Below are 15,704 nucleotides of genomic sequence, written 5' to 3'. Positions count from 1 at the left end.
TTTTTTTGGTTAAAAATAGTTGAATAGAAGGATATCGTTGTTGAGGATAATAGTTATTGGTATAATAAACATACAGGAGTAGACAAATTAGAAGTTGTAGGAGAGGATAAAAAATGAATTTGGAGGAATTAAAAAAAGATTGCAGTAAAAAGCAAAAGAAAGGTATACATTTTATCATTGCATCAGTAGTAATATGGACCATGGTTTTAATAGTACAATTAACAAATTTGCCTGTATTAACAAAAAATCTATTAACATTTTGTTGTACTGCACCATTATTACCAATAGCTTTTTTAATATCTAAAATATTAAAAATACAATTTCAAGATAGAAGTAATCCATTAAATAATTTAGGAATACTATTTTCTGCAAATCAAATGATATATCTTTTAATAGCAATGTGGATTTATCCTACATTGCCAGATAAAATGCTAATGGTTATTGCTATGATTTTTGGGGGTCATCTATTACCTTATAGTTGGTTATATAATTCAAAATCATATATGGTGTTATCTATAATAATCCCTATATTATCATTAGTAGTAGGATTAACTTTTGAAAATTATGTTCTTGCAATGATGATGATAGGGATAGAGATAATATTTAGTGTTTTATTAGTATTTGAAAATAAAAAACTTATGAAAGATTAGAATTGCAAATACCAGTTTATCAGCGTGTTAAATAAAGCAAAGTTTACAGTCGTATATTATAGAAAAAGATAAATCCTAATTTAGAAGTGTAATCATAATGAACAATATCGATTTTTGGAGATGATAAGATGGAATTTAGACTAGCAAGAATAGAAGATCTGAAACAACTGAAAATAATTTATAAAGAGATCATAAAAAATATGAATAAAAATAACATTCAAATTTGGGATGATATTTATCCTTGCGAGTTCTTTGAAGATGACATAAATAACAAGCGTCTTTATGTTATTGCAGATGATGAAGAAATCATATCTGCTTTTGCTTTATGTGATAACAATGCAGGAGAAGCTTATGTTGAATGGAGTGAAAAATCTGCTAAAGCAATGTATATTGACCGATTGGGTGTTAATGTTGAGTATTCTAAAAAAGGAATTGGTCAGCAAATGCTCAATAAAGCAAAAGAAATTTCTAAATCACTTGGTGCTGAATATTTGCGATTATTTGTAGTAGATATAAATAAACCGGCTATTCGATTGTATCAAAAAAATGGTTTCACAAAAGTTGATGGAGTTTATGATGAGGTGTTTGACGATGGATATGTTTTACATGAAATAGGATATGAAATCAAGTTGTAAAACAAATCCTAATTGACCTAGCAAAAAGCGAGAGATACTTCTTGTCTGGAGGGTAAGAAGAGAAAAAAATTGTATGAATCAAGGAAATTTAAGTATATAAATGATTAAGAAAAGGTGGTGCGAATTATGTCAGTACAAACAGATTTTGAAAAAGAATTCGAAACAGAAGAATATGAAATGCTTATTTTAGTACAATCACCGTGTAAAGGGGCTGCAAATATAAAAGACATGTTGAAACCTTTTGTTGATTTTCTTGCGTCTATAGATTTGCGTACTGGTCAGTTCTTTCATGAGAAAGGTCGTGTTGAATGGCTTATAAAAAATGATAATAAACGCAATGGATGGGGATATAAATTTGAGCAATTTGGCATTTATCGTATCACTGTTAGAAAATGTATACCGCAAAAATTGCTGCCATATCAATCACAATATATAAACAACAGATATATGCTTATAAATGTACTTGAAGAAAATGCTTCAAATGAAAAATTGGAAGCTTTAAAAGAATATTATTCTAAGCCAATTTCTATAGAAAATGAATTAGGTTCTTTTGCCATAGATAGAGAATTTTCATGGTTTGAGGGAATTGTCAATTGGAATGGAGTAGAAGTGAATGCATATCTGGAAACCGATGAGGAGGATGGGGATACTGCAAAACAGGCAATGATGGTACTAAAAAAGGTAGTAGATAATATTGTGGAAAATGATACGAAGTACCGTGAATTTGCTGCACAAGAACTAACAGAACTTGCAAATGAGTGGATGGATGCATCAGATGAAATTGATACTGAAGAAATTACAAAAGAAATATTTATGAAGCGTATGGAAATGAGTGAAATAATAGTTAGTTCTGATGGAAGTTTATCTTTGTTTTACAATGATGACGATATGTTTTGGGGACATGCTATTGAAATAGAGGTTAAGCCAAATGGAGAAATTATAAGTGCTAATATAGCTGGATGAGAGTAAAAACTTGCAATTGAGCAAAGGAGGATTCTTTATTCATGATATATTTAAGAAGTTTTCAATTGAGTGATTCTCAAATATCTAATCCTCATATTTATCCGTATAGTGTTTTTAGGGATAAAGATATAGAGCCTTTTGTATTTACACCAGTAACAGTCTTTTATGGGAATAATGGTTCTGGAAAATCAACATTATTTTATATTATCGCCAACAAGCTAGAACTTAAAGGCAGGGAAAATGAAACTTGTCATTCATATGGTATGACAAACTACTTTACTCAATTTTGTTTAGAATGCTTTTATCGTTTGGGTGAAGATGAACTTGGTCAAAAGATAAGACACTTACCAGAGAATAGCCATTATATCAAAAGTGAAGATATTCTCTATGAGATTAAGAAAATTCAACAGCAACAAGTGTTATCAGATGGTATGTTATATGATTATGTAAAAAAGGGAATGACGAAGGAAGAAGCAAGAAAATATTTAGAGTCAAAGGATGGTTCAAAACAGATGGAGTATATCATGTTTGCACAAGAAAAATATTCTAATGGTGAGACATCTATGCAATACTTTGATAACTTTTTACAATCGGATGCATTATATCTATTAGACGAACCTGAAGTATCTCTTTCTCCTGCAAATCAAGTTGCATTAGCCCAAGAAATTAATAACATGGCAAGGTGGCTAGATTGTCAGTTTATTATTGCAACGCATTCACCTTTTATGTTAGGAACTTTAGATGCAAAAATATATAATATTGATTCCAAAGAATATGCTGTTACCAAATGGAGTGATTTAGAGAATGTTCGCTATTTTTACAATTTTTTTAAAAAGAATGAAAAAGAATTTGAGTAAATCTTGTAGATATCTGAAATTTTTGTTTTTCAGAGAAATTGTAGCTTATTGAACACAATTGTCATTTGATAATTAATTGATAGAAATGAAACGATAATGTTTTTCGTTATTACTTGCTGATCAAAATAATTATAAGGGTGTTGATATTATAAAATTTGGACAAGATATTGATGAAATTATGGATAGAATTATTTTAAAAAATAAATCTATTTTATTGTTATTGGAAGAAAGCGTTGAAATATATAAAAAATATTATCAATATGAAAAGGTTGATGGAACTTCTAGGAAGATTGTCAATCGTATCCCAGAAAATGCGTTTCGTGAAGCTATAGCCAATGCTATGATTCATCGCTTTTGGGACATCAATGCATTTATAAGAGTAAGTATGTTTGATGATAGAATCGAAATAAGTTTTCCAGGAGGTCTTCCTTCAGGAATGAGTGAAGCAGAATATCTCGATGGACAGATTTCAATGATTAGAAATCCAATTATAGGAAATGTATTCTATAGACTAAGATATATAGAAATGTTTGGTACAGGAATCAAAAGAATCAACAAATCATATAACAATTCTCTAACAAAACTACAATTCAAAGTCTATGAAAACTCCATAACAATTATATTACCAACTGTATTAAGTACAGCTAGTTTAACAAGCGAGGAACAATTGATTGTACAGCTTTTTCATGGAAATTTAAAATTATCAAGAGCAGAAATAGAAAAACAAAGTCATTCTAATAAGGCAAAGCTTATTAGAATACTGAATTCATTATCTGATAAAAATATTATTGATAAGTCGGGGAAAGGACGAGCTACTAAATATCAGTTACGATAGAGAAAAAAGTTTATTTACAAAATACAGATAATAGTAATGAGGATATTTTTCAAAAGTTAACTATCGTACAAGAAGAACGAATAAATATATTATAGGAACTTTAGCCTATGCAAATGGATGTTTGTATAGGCTTTTCACATATATGAATTATATATGTTTAGTAAATATCTAGTAGGCAATTGCGATAATGCTTTGTTTTAATAAAATCTTAACCTGAAGTAAAGATTATAAACATATTGTTTTCATCTTGCTTTGTTATACTGAAATCAAGATAAGAAAATGGAGGGGGAGAAAATCATATGTTGTATATGACAATGCCAGAATTTGCTTTCTTTATGGGACTTACATCTTATGTCATAAGAGATGTTTTTTCTAAGAGACATGTTTTTAATGGCTCAAAAAGATTATATATAATAGGAAGTATAGTTATAGGGTTATTGTTGTTTTTATTATATTTACATGATGAAATGAATTTAAATCATTTAAAAATCTTAATGATATATGTTCTATTTGTAGGTATGGATTTTTATAAAATGAAAAATCATCATTCTATTACGGAACATTTTTTATGGCTTTCATCAAGACAAGAAAATATGGTTTTAAAAGTTTGTGGAACTTCTATAGTCATTGCACTATTAGCTTTGTTGGTCATGATTAAGTTTATATAAAAAAGAAATAGCTTTATTTTGCTATTTCATTGAGAATATATCGTTTCTAATTGATTGTCCAAGTTTTTTTGTTTGATTTCTTTGATTTGATTTTGACTATTATCAATTGTTATTTCTAAAGGGTATTTCTTTCCTGAAAGCATAGAGCCATAACCCTGAATTTGATAAACACCATCTTCTATTTGATTTAGCTTATATTTTTTATAGTAATAATGACCTGAACCGTCAGAAATATGAATAATAATCTGGGATTGTTGCCCATGGACTTGATCAATATATAAATAGATAGGAACAGTTGTGAAAGTGTCTATGATGATCCATGCTATGAGAAGGGATATAATCCCTCCAATAATGAGACGTATTTTCTTTTTATTCATGATGTCCACTCCTCTTTTTCATTATATAACAGAAAACGATGTTATCTAAACAAAAAAGTGAATACACAAAAAATTCATATTATTTTGATATATATAAGATGGTGATTAAAATGGAAGAAATCATTCGAGAAATTGTTTATATATGTGTTATGTTTATTGGGATTATATTATATGAAGTGATGAGTGATAAATGTCTGGTTTGTATTCTAGATAAGCCTTTGTTTCCAGATTTATTTAAGAAAGAATGGAAAAGAGAAGTTATACAGGATTGGCTTGCAGTCTTGTTTTTATTTGTATTTCCAGGTCTTTTTTTATCTTTTGGAATTGCATATATCAAAATAGCAATACTAGGTATTATTGTAGTTTATGAAAGCAAAACTTTACGTAGACTGAAAATCAGTCAATATGTTGCTGATAAGCACTTTTTTAAGAGGGAAGAAGAGTAAAATGTTATATATGACTTCAGCAGACTATTTGTTCTTTGTAGTTGCTTCGACATTGATTATTAAAGATGTGCTCTGTCGAGATTATCAGGCATATGGCTATTGGAATACCTATAGTTATTCTAAAGGAATTTATTTTACTGGTTTGGTTATTGTTGTTTTGCTTTGGGCATATGTTTGTGATTTGTTTTCAGGGTTTGATGTGAACTCTTTAAAATTGTATATCATATTTTTAATTTTCTTAGGCGTTGAAATTTATAAATCTATGACACAGCAGTTAATAAGTGAAAAATTTTCATGGCTATCTTCTAAGCAGGAAAATAAAGTATTAAGGATTTGTGGGACGGTTCTTGTTATTGGGATGTTGGCTTTGATTATTGCGATAAAAATATAAAAGGTTTGTCGTTTTGACAAACCTTTAATCGTCTTGAAAATCATTATCATATAGTGGTGTGACATATTTTCTATTGAAACAAGCCATACATAAATCACAGGTATGTTCTTTTTTGAAATGAATAGATTTTTGAAGTCCTTCTTCACTGATGAAGGCTAAGGAATCAGCACCAATATATGCGCAAAGTTCCTGAGTTGTCATCTTGTGAGAAATTAATTCATCAAGAGTAGAAGTATCTACACCATAAAAACAAGGATATTTGATTGCAGGTGAAGCAATTCTGACATGAACTTCTGTAGCACCTGCTTCTTTTAATAAAGTCACAATACGTTTGGATGTTGTTCCTCTGACAATAGAGTCGTCAATCATGATGACTCTTTTTTGATTCACAATTGAAGAAACAGCCGAAAGCTTCATACGAACACCCTGATTTCTTAATTCCTGCGTAGGCTGAATGAATGTTCTTCCAACATATTTATTTTTAATCAGTCCCATTTCATAAGGAATGTGCGAAGTTTCTGAATATCCAATGGCAGCAGATATAGATGAATCTGGCACGCCAATGACAATATCAGCATCTACTGGACTTTCTAAATAAAGTTGTTTTCCAGCATTTTTACGTGTTGTATGAACATTGATACCATCAAGGATACTATCAGGACGAGAAAAATATACATATTCCATAGCACAGATCTTATCATGTATAGGTTGTTTTGTATAAAGACGAGATAACAATTGATTGCCTTTGACTCTGACTATTTCTCCTGGCTCGACATCTCTTAGAAATTTAGCGCCTACAATATCTAATGCACATGTTTCTGAAGCAAAGACATACGCGCCATTAGGGAGCTGTCCAATAGCTAGTGGTCTTAATCCATAACGATCTCTGACAGCATAGAGACGATCTTCTAAAAGAATGAGGAAAGCAAAAGCACCATCTAATTTTTCTAAAGAAGCACAGATACGATCTATCATATGTCCTTTTTGACGTTTGATTAAATGTCCTAAGATTTCAGTATCAGATGAAGATGAAAAGATACTGCCTTGTTCTTCAAGTTCAGCTTTCAATACATTAGCATTCACAATATTTCCATTATGACAAATTCCCATATCACCTGCCATGGTTCTAAAAAGTAAAGGCTGTACATTCATAATACCTCCACCACCAGCAGTTGAATAACGCACATGACCAATAGCGTGAATGCCATTCATCTGATGAATCTTTTCACTGTTAAAAACTTCAGTGACCAAACCTTCTCCTTTATGAATAGAAAGCTGATGATCGTTCGCAACTAAAATACCGGCTCCTTCCTGCCCGCGATGCTGAAGGGCATGTAAACCATAATAACAGAGGTTAGCTGCATTTGGATGCTGAAACACACCGAACACACCACACTCCTCATGAATTTCTTTTAAATCATTTATCATTATTGTTCTCCTTATATTTTATAGAAGAATAGGAGATACATATATCAAAATTTGTTGTATAAGATGTTACATAAAAATAGATATTACGGGATTCAATATCTCCTATTCGTCTTTATTATAACGGAATAATTGTATTTTTTCAATCAAATATGATAATAATTTATTAAAATGATAAAAAAACATTGACAAAAACACGAAGCTGTATCATAATGCAAAATAAGTAAACGGATAGGTTTACATAAAGGAGTGATAGATATGGAAATGAAAATAACTGATATTTTTGGAACTTTGGTATTTGATGAAGAAGTCATGGAAGAAAGACTTGCGAAAGATACTTTCAGAGAACTTCAAAAAACAATTAAAGAGGGGAAATCTTTAAACATCAAGATTGCAAATGCTGTGGCGAATGCAATGAAAGATTGGGCTGTGGAACATGGAGCTACACATTATACGCACTGGTTTCAACCGATGACAGGTGTAACAGCTGAAAAGCATGATGGTTTTATTGGAACAAACAAAAATGGGAAAGTTATTTTAGAATTTTCTGGCAAGGAATTAATTAAAGGAGAACCTGATGCGTCATCTTTCCCGAATGGGGGATTACGTGCAACATTTGAAGCCAGAGGATATACAGCTTGGGATCCAACTTCTTATGCTTTTATTAAAAATGGCGTTTTATGTATTCCTACAGCATTCTGTTCATATTCAGGGCATGCTTTAGACAAAAAGACACCATTATTAAGAAGTATGCAGGCTATCAACAAACAGGCATTACGTATCTTAAAGTTATTTGGTAATGAAAATGTCAAGAATGTCAAAACAACAGTGGGACCTGAACAGGAATATTTCTTAGTCGATAAAAAATATTATGAACAAAGAAAAGACTTGATTTATACAGGACGTACTTTATTTGGTGCACCATCTCCAAAAGGACAGGAAATGGAAGATCATTATTTTGGAACGATTAAGAGTAGAGTACAAGAATTTATGAATGATTTAAATGAAGAATTATGGAAATTAGGTGTCTTAGTGAAAACTGAACACAATGAAGTCGCACCAGCTCAACATGAGTTAGCACCTATTTTCTCTACTACCAATATTGCGACTGATCATAACCAATTAACAATGGAATTGATTCAAAGAATTGCGAAAAAACATGGTTTGGTAGCTTTATTACATGAAAAGCCATTTGATGGTATCAATGGAAGCGGAAAGCATAATAACTGGTCATTATCAACAGATACAGGTGTGAATTTATTAGAACCTGGAGATACACCACATGAAAATGCTCAATTCTTATTATTCTTATGCGCTGTAATTAAAGCGGCTGATGAACATCAGGATTTGTTGAGATTATCTGTTGCGACTGCAGGTAACGATCATCGTTTGGGAGCTAACGAAGCACCGCCAGCTATTATTTCTGTTTTCTTAGGTGATGAATTAGCTGAAATCTTAAAAGCTATTGAAGAAGATCGACCATATGATTCTAAGGAAAAAGAAGTCATGAAGATTGGGGCTCATGTCTTACCTAAATTTCCTAAAGATACAACAGATCGTAACCGTACTTCACCATTTGCTTTTACAGGTAATAAATTTGAATTCCGTATGCCAGGATCAAGTTCATCTATTGCAGGATGTAATATTGTTTTAAATACAGTGATTGCAGATGAATTAAAAGAATTTGCGGATATTCTAGAAAAAGCACCGGATTTTTCTTCAGCATTACATGCATTGATTCAAGGAACAATCAAAGAACATAAACGTATTATTTTCAATGGTAATGGTTATGATGATTCATGGGTAGAGGAAGCCAAGAAACGTGGACTATTAAACTTACGTACAACACCTGATGCTTTACCATATTTTATCAAGGAAAACAATATTGAATTATTTAAAAGACATAAAGTCTTTGATGAAGAAGAAGTGCATTCTCGTTATGAAATTATGATGGAAGAATATGTCAAGATTTTGCATATTGAAGCTTTAACAATGGTCAATATGGCTCAAAAAGAAATCTTACCAGCTGTCAGTCAATATTCATATGACTTAGCACAAACTTGTGCAATGAAAACAGAAGTTGCCAAGTTAGAAAATGTTTATGAAAAAGAAACTTTAAAAGATGTTTCAGCATTATTAGATCAAGCTTTCAAAGCTACAAAACATTTAGACAAAGTCTTAAAAGAAGCTGAAGCGATTGAAGACTTTGAAAAGGCAGCTTTCTATTATCGAGATGAAGTCATTCCAGCTATGAGTGCTTTACGTACACCATGTGATGAATTGGAAACATTAACTGCGGAAAATGTATGGCCATTCCCAACATATGGCAAACTGTTATTTGGTATTTTATAAAATTATATAAGAGAGGGGTTATGACAATGTGTTCGATTATGGCATATTGCGACAGCAATGTAGAAAAAGAGATTTTTTTAAAGGGTTTTGAAAGAACACATACCAGGGGACCTGATGCTGTGCGTATTATTGATACAGGTAAAGGGCTATTGGGATTTCAACGTTTATCCATCATGGGATTAAATGAGTATGGTATGCAACCATTTCAAAGAGGGAAGCATTATGTTGTCTGTAACGGTGAAATCTATGGTTTTAGACCAATGAAAGAAGAATTGATGAAGCAGGGGTTTGACTTTCAAGGGGAGAGTGATTGTGAAATTCTGCTTCCTCTTTATCAAAAAATGGGTGTAGACATGTTTAAAGAATTAGATGGAGAATTTGCATTAATTCTTTTTGATGGTGATACAAAAGAATTTATTGCTGCTAGAGATCCGATTGGGATTCGCCCATTATTTTATGGTTATGATGATCATCAGCACATTGTCTTTGCTTCAGAAGCCAAAAACTTAGTTGGCATCTGTGATAAGATTGTACCTTTTCCACCAGGACATTATTATCAAAATGGGGAGTTTGTTTGTTATAGAGATATGAGCCTGGTGGAAAACTATCATCATGAGGATTTCAATACAATCTATACAAATATACATGATTTATTAGTCAAAGGTATTGAAAAAAGATTGGATGCAGATGCACCACTTGGTTTCTTATTAAGTGGAGGATTAGATTCATCACTTGTCTGTGCTGTGGCTTCTCGTCTATTGAAAAAGCCTATTCGTACTTTTGCGATTGGTATGGACAAAGATGCTATTGACTTAAAATATGCCAAAGAAGTGGCTGAGTTTATTGGCAGTGAACATACCGAAGTGATTATCACAAAAGATGATGTTCTAAGTGCTTTAGAACCTGTTATTGCCACTTTAGGAACATATGATATTACAACAATTCGTGCATCTATTGGTATGTATCTTGTCTGTCAGTATATTCATCAGCATACAGATATTAGAGTTTTATTAACGGGTGAGATTTCAGATGAATTATTTGGTTATAAATATACAGATTTTGCGCCAAATGCAAAAGAATTCCAAAAGGAAGCTGAAAAACGTATTCGAGAAATTTATATGTATGATGTCTTACGTGCTGATCGTTGTATTAGTGTTCATTCCTTAGAAGCACGTGTGCCTTTTGGAGATTTGGCTTTTGTGGATTATGTTATGCATATTGATCCTGCTTTAAAAATGAATAATTATGGAAAAGGAAAATATTTATTGCGTAAAGCGTTTGACAGAGGATATTTACCTCAAGATATCTTAATGCGTGAAAAAGCAGCTTTTTCAGATGCGGTAGGACATTCATTAAGTGATGAAATCAAATCTTATGCGAATAATTATTATAGTGATCAGGAATTTGAAGAAAAAAGAAAGAAATATGATTTCGCCCAACCATTTACAAAAGAGTCATTATTATATCGTGAAATCTTTGAAAAATATTATCCACATCAGGCACAAATGGTGAAAGGATTCTGGATGCCAAATCCAAATTGGGAAGGCTGTCAGGTCAACGATCCTTCTGCCAGGTTTTTAGAAAATTATGGAGATAGTGGAAAGTAGAAAGGATGATTTGATGAAAGAGTATAATCAGGGATTGCATCATGTCAGAGAACATGATGCCTGTGGTATTGGCGCTGTCGTTCATATTGATGGACGACAGGATTATCAGGTTATTGATCAGGCACTTACAATTGTCGAAAAACTAGAACATCGTGCTGGAAAAGATGCCAGTGGAGAAGTCGGTGATGGGGTTGGAATCTTATTACAGATTTCACATCGTTTCTTTAATAAAGTTGCACATAATCTCCATATCGCTTTGCCTCAACCATATGATTATGCTGTGGGAATGTTCTTTTTACCACAGGATACACTGACAAGACAAAAAGCTATGAAAACTTTAGAACGCATTGTCATGAAACATCAGGCCACATTTCTAGGGTGGCGAGAAGTGCCATGTCATGAAGATATCTTAGGTCAAAAGGCTAAGGATTGTATGCCTTATATTATGCAATGCTTTATTGAAAAACCTAAAACTTGTCAACAAAGAATGGACTTTGAAAGAGTATTATATGTGATTCGTCGTGAATTTGAAAAATCTTCACCACAGACATATGTGGTTTCATTATCTTCATCAACAATTGTCTATAAAGGGATGTTCCTTGTTCATCAGTTAAGACAATTCTATGATGATTTACAAGATCAAGATTATCATAGTGCAATAGCATTGGTTCATTCACGCTTTTCTACCAATACCAATCCAAGCTGGCAAAGAGCACATCCTAATCGTATGATTGCTCATAATGGAGAAATTAATACAATTAGAGGTAATGCGAATCGTATGCTGGCCAGAGAAGAAACATTAGATTCAAAGTTTTTTTCATCAGATATGACAAAGGTTTTCCCAATTGTTGATGTACATGGTTCAGATTCAGCCATGCTGGATAATACATTAGAGTTCCTATATATGAATGGGATGCCATTAGCTAAAGCTATGATGCTATTGATTCCAGAACCATGGAAAAATACAGCTATGTCACAAGAGAAAAAAGATTTTTATCATTATTATGCGACCATGATGGAGCCATGGGATGGTCCAGCAGCTATTTTATTTTCTGATGGTATTTCCATGGGAGCCACTTTAGATAGAAATGGTTTAAGACCATCACGTTATTATATTTTAGATGATCAGACTTTGATTTTATCATCAGAAGTTGGCGTTTTAGATATTGATGAAAGTCATATTGTCAAAAAATCACGTCTTCAACCAGGAAAAATGTTATTAGTAGATACACAAAAACAGCAGCTGATTGAAGATGATATATGTAAAATGAGCTATGCTAAAGAACATCCTTATGGAGAATGGTTGGATTATTATTTATTACATTTAAAAGATTTACCTGCTCCAGATAAAAAATCACATATTCATAGTCAAGGTGATCGTGATATTTTATATAAAATTTTTAGTTATACATATGAAGATGTCAAAGATATGATTTTACCTATGGCGAAAAATGGTGTAGAACCTACAGCATCCATGGGAACAGATATTCCACTTGCTATGTTGAGTCAAAAACATCCAACATTATTCCACTATTTTAAACAACAGTTTGCGCAAGTGACCAATCCACCTATTGATTCTTTACGAGAAGAAGTCGTTGTGGATACAACGGTATATTTAGGATCTAATGGAAACTTATTACAGGATCAATCTGATAATTGTCAGGTCTTAGAAATCAATAATCCGATTTTAGACAGTCGTGATATGGATAAACTCAAACAGTTAAATTGTGATGGTTTCCATAGTCAAGTCATTTCTTTATTATATTATAAAGGAATTTCGTTAACAGAAGCTTTAGATCAGTTATTTCTTGATTGTGATAAAGCTTATCGTCAAGGTGTCAATATCTTAATTCTTTCTGATAAAGGTGTCGATGATAATCATTTGGTTATCCCTTCATTACTGGCTGTTTCAGCTGTAGAAAGTCATTTGGTGAAAACCAAAAGAAAAACAGCGATGTCCATTGTTTTAGAAAGTGGTGAACCACGTGATGTTCATCAATTTGCCTGTTTATTAGGTTTTGGTGCTACAGCTATTTATCCATATCTGGCCCATGAATGTATCATGGAAATGATTCAGCTTAATATGTTGGATAAAGAGGAAAATAAGGCTATTGAAGATTATAATCATGCCATCTTAAAAGGTATTGTCAAGATTGCGGCGAAGATGGGTATTTCTGCTTTACAGTCATATCAGTCTGCACAAATCTTTGAAGTTGTCGGTTTAAAAGAAGATATTATGGAAAACTATTTCCCTCATACAGTTTATCGTGTGGGAGAAAAAGGTTTGACAGATATTGAAAATGATATTCGTTACTATCATGATCATGCCTTTGATCCATTAGGATTAAAGACAGATACATCGTTGAAAAGTTTAGGTTTTCATAAATTTCGACGTGGACCACAAAGTGAAGTTCATATGTATAGTCCAGAAACAATTGTTTTACTTCAAAAAGCGACTCAAAGTGGAGATTATACATTATTTAAAGAATATTCACGTCAGTTGGAAAGTCAACCCTTTGCTTTACGTCATTTATTAGAATTTGATATGACACAAAGACAATCTATTCCTTTAGAAGAAGTAGAAAGTGTTGATGATATTGTCAAACGTTTTAAAACAGGAGCGATGTCTTATGGTTCTATTTCTAAGGAGGCCCATGAATGTTTAGCTGTGGCAATGAATCGTTTAGGTGGAAAATCGAATTCTGGTGAAGGTGGAGAAAATCCAGACAGATTATATACTGAGGCGAATAGTGCTATTAAACAGGTGGCTAGTGGACGTTTTGGTGTTACAAGTGAATATCTGGTGAGTGCTAAAGAAATTCAAATTAAGATGGCACAAGGCGCAAAGCCGGGAGAAGGTGGACATTTGCCAGGACAGAAAGTCTATCCTTGGATTGCCAAAACACGTTATTCAACACCAGGAGTGACTTTAATTTCACCACCACCACATCATGATATTTATTCTATTGAAGATTTGGCACAATTGATTTATGACCTGAAAAATGCCAATCGTGATGCACGTATTTCTGTCAAACTTGTTTCAGAATCTGGAGTTGGAACGATTGCATCCGGTGTTGCGAAAGCTGGAGCTGAAGTCATTTTGATTTCTGGTTATGATGGAGGAACTGGGGCAGCTCCGCAAAGTTCGATTCATTATGCAGGATTGCCTTGGGAACTGGGATTGGCAGAAGCACATCAAAGTCTGATTGAAAATGATTTAAGAACGCGTGTTGTTTTAGAAACGGATGGAAAATTAATGACGGGTCGAGATGTTGCGGTGGCTGCATTATTAGGTGCAGAAGAATTTGGCTTTGCGACAGCCCCATTAGTTACAATGGGCTGTGTCATGATGCGTGTCTGCAATCTTGATACTTGTCCAGTCGGTATCGCAACACAAAATGCTGAGCTTAGAAAACGTTTTAAAGGAAAGCCAGAATATGTTATGAATTTTATGAAATTTATTGCTCAGGAACTCCGTGAAATTATGGCACAACTGGGATTCCATAGTGTTGATGAAATGGTTGGACATATGGAAGTTTTGAAAGTGAAACCAGAATATCAGCAGTTAGAACCATTCTTTGCTAGGGAAGATCTTCATGTTCACTTTGAAAAAGACAATGTCTTTGATTTCCATTTAGAAAATAGTCAGGATTTAAAAGTGCTTCTTCCAAGATTTAAGACTTATCTTGAAACAAATCAGTCACATCAGGAAACGATCCGAATTTCTAGCCTTGATCGTAGTCTAGGAACATTGCTAGGAAGTGAAATCACCAAACGTTTCCAAAATCATCTTCCAGATGATACTTATCAGGTTCATTGTCTTGGTGGTGCTGGACAATCGTTTGGGGCTTTTATACCAAAAGGTTTAACAATGCAAATTGAAGGAGATGCCAATGATTATTTTGGTAAAGGATTATCTGGTGGAAAACTGATTATTCATCCTTCTTCACATGCGCAGTTTGTCGCTCACGATAATGTCATTGTTGGGAACGTCGCCTTATATGGAGCGACATCAGGAGAGGCTTATATCAATGGGCGTGCTGGAGAGCGTTTTGCTGTGCGTAATTCAGGAGCAATAGCGGTCGTAGAAGGTTGTGGAGATCATGGACTGGAATATATGACGGGCGGAAAAGTTGTTGTCTTAGGAAAAACTGGAAAGAACTTTGCAGCTGGTATGAGTGGAGGAATCGCTTATATCTTTGATAAAGATCATGATTTATATTTACGTTTAAATAAAGAATTAGTGACAATGCAGGAAGTGAAACAACATAGGGATATAGAAGAGTTAAAAACTTTACTGCAAAAACATGTACAATATACAGGTTCATTACTGGCTAAAGATATCCTAGAAAGTTTTGAAGCCTGGTTACCACATTTTAAAAAGATTGTTCCAGTGAATTATGCCCGTATGTTAGAAGGTATGGAAAGCTTTGAAAAACAAGGATATTCACATGACGAGGCAGCTTTAATGGCCTTTAAGCAAGTTCATCAATAGGAG

Annotated in this window: 13 protein-coding genes; 11 read left to right on the top strand and 2 right to left on the bottom strand. The window is 32.9% G+C overall.

Annotated elements, in window-relative coordinates:
• Positions 1-113 precede the first annotated feature (113 nt).
• The 6 genes from E0K96_RS02710 (at position 114) to E0K96_RS02685 (ending at position 4,608) form a co-directional block, all read left to right on the top strand.
• Positions 114-650 carry a DUF7010 family protein gene (locus E0K96_RS02710; protein WP_087244768.1) on the top strand — a complete coding sequence of 179 codons (537 nt, stop codon included), beginning with the start codon at positions 114-116 and terminating at the stop codon, positions 648-650.
• Positions 651-778: 128 nt separating this feature from the next.
• Positions 779-1,285: a GNAT family N-acetyltransferase gene (locus tag E0K96_RS02705; RefSeq protein ID WP_087304515.1), complete on the top strand. Its 507-nt coding sequence runs from the start codon at positions 779-781 to the stop codon at positions 1,283-1,285.
• A 126-nt stretch (positions 1,286-1,411) separates the two neighbouring features.
• Positions 1,412-2,248, top strand: coding sequence for a DUF2262 domain-containing protein (locus E0K96_RS02700; protein WP_168080995.1), 837 nt, complete (start codon positions 1,412-1,414; stop codon positions 2,246-2,248).
• A gap of 41 nt (positions 2,249-2,289) precedes the next feature.
• A complete protein-coding gene (locus E0K96_RS02695; RefSeq protein WP_168080993.1) occupies positions 2,290-3,105 on the top strand; it encodes an AAA family ATPase in 816 nt (271 codons plus the stop codon).
• A 178-nt stretch (positions 3,106-3,283) separates the two neighbouring features.
• On the top strand, positions 3,284-3,940 hold the full coding sequence (locus E0K96_RS02690; RefSeq protein ID WP_168080991.1) for an ATP-binding protein: 657 nt from the start codon (positions 3,284-3,286) through the stop codon (positions 3,938-3,940).
• 299 nt (positions 3,941-4,239) lie between these two features.
• On the top strand, positions 4,240-4,608 hold the full coding sequence (locus E0K96_RS02685) for a hypothetical protein (RefSeq protein WP_168080989.1): 369 nt from the start codon (positions 4,240-4,242) through the stop codon (positions 4,606-4,608).
• A gap of 26 nt (positions 4,609-4,634) precedes the next feature.
• Here E0K96_RS02685 and E0K96_RS02680 read toward each other — a convergent pair whose 3' ends face one another.
• Positions 4,635-4,985, bottom strand: a complete 351-nt coding sequence (locus tag E0K96_RS02680; protein WP_168080987.1) for a hypothetical protein — start codon at positions 4,983-4,985, stop codon at positions 4,635-4,637.
• Between the two features lie 110 nt (positions 4,986-5,095).
• On the opposite strand from E0K96_RS02680, the gene E0K96_RS02675 reads away from it, so the two are divergent.
• Together E0K96_RS02675 and E0K96_RS02670 are read left to right on the top strand one after the other, a co-directional pair.
• Positions 5,096-5,431, top strand: a complete 336-nt coding sequence (locus E0K96_RS02675) for a hypothetical protein (RefSeq protein ID WP_129737755.1) — start codon at positions 5,096-5,098, stop codon at positions 5,429-5,431.
• Position 5,432: 1 nt separating this feature from the next.
• Entirely contained in the window at positions 5,433-5,822 is a 390-nt protein-coding gene (locus tag E0K96_RS02670; protein ID WP_087297382.1) for a hypothetical protein, read from the top strand.
• 24 nt (positions 5,823-5,846) lie between these two features.
• Here E0K96_RS02670 and purF read toward each other — a convergent pair whose 3' ends face one another.
• On the bottom strand, positions 5,847-7,250 hold the full coding sequence (gene purF, locus E0K96_RS02665) for an amidophosphoribosyltransferase (protein ID WP_168080985.1): 1,404 nt from the start codon (positions 7,248-7,250) through the stop codon (positions 5,847-5,849).
• 255 nt (positions 7,251-7,505) lie between these two features.
• Between purF and E0K96_RS02660 the strand changes: the two genes are divergently transcribed.
• The 3 genes from E0K96_RS02660 to gltB are packed head-to-tail and all read left to right on the top strand — an operon-like array spanning position 7,506 to position 15,701.
• Complete coding sequence (locus E0K96_RS02660) at positions 7,506-9,599, top strand: glutamine synthetase III family protein (protein ID WP_206080553.1); 2,094 nt, start codon at positions 7,506-7,508, stop codon at positions 9,597-9,599.
• A gap of 26 nt (positions 9,600-9,625) precedes the next feature.
• Positions 9,626-11,206 (top strand): asparagine synthase B, encoded by a 1,581-nt coding sequence (asnB, locus tag E0K96_RS02655; protein ID WP_168080983.1) that lies wholly within the window; start codon positions 9,626-9,628, stop codon positions 11,204-11,206.
• Positions 11,207-11,219: 13 nt separating this feature from the next.
• Positions 11,220-15,701 (top strand): glutamate synthase large subunit, encoded by a 4,482-nt coding sequence (gltB, locus tag E0K96_RS02650; protein WP_206080551.1) that lies wholly within the window; start codon positions 11,220-11,222, stop codon positions 15,699-15,701.
• Positions 15,702-15,704 lie beyond the last annotated feature (3 nt).

The sequence above is a fragment of the Massilimicrobiota sp. SW1139 genome, from assembly GCF_012027715.1.
Taxonomy (GTDB): domain Bacteria; phylum Bacillota_I; class Bacilli_A; order Erysipelotrichales; family Coprobacillaceae; genus Allocoprobacillus; species Allocoprobacillus merdigallinarum.
Note: the sequence above shows the minus strand (reverse complement) of the source record. Positions and strands in the feature narration are given on the sequence as shown.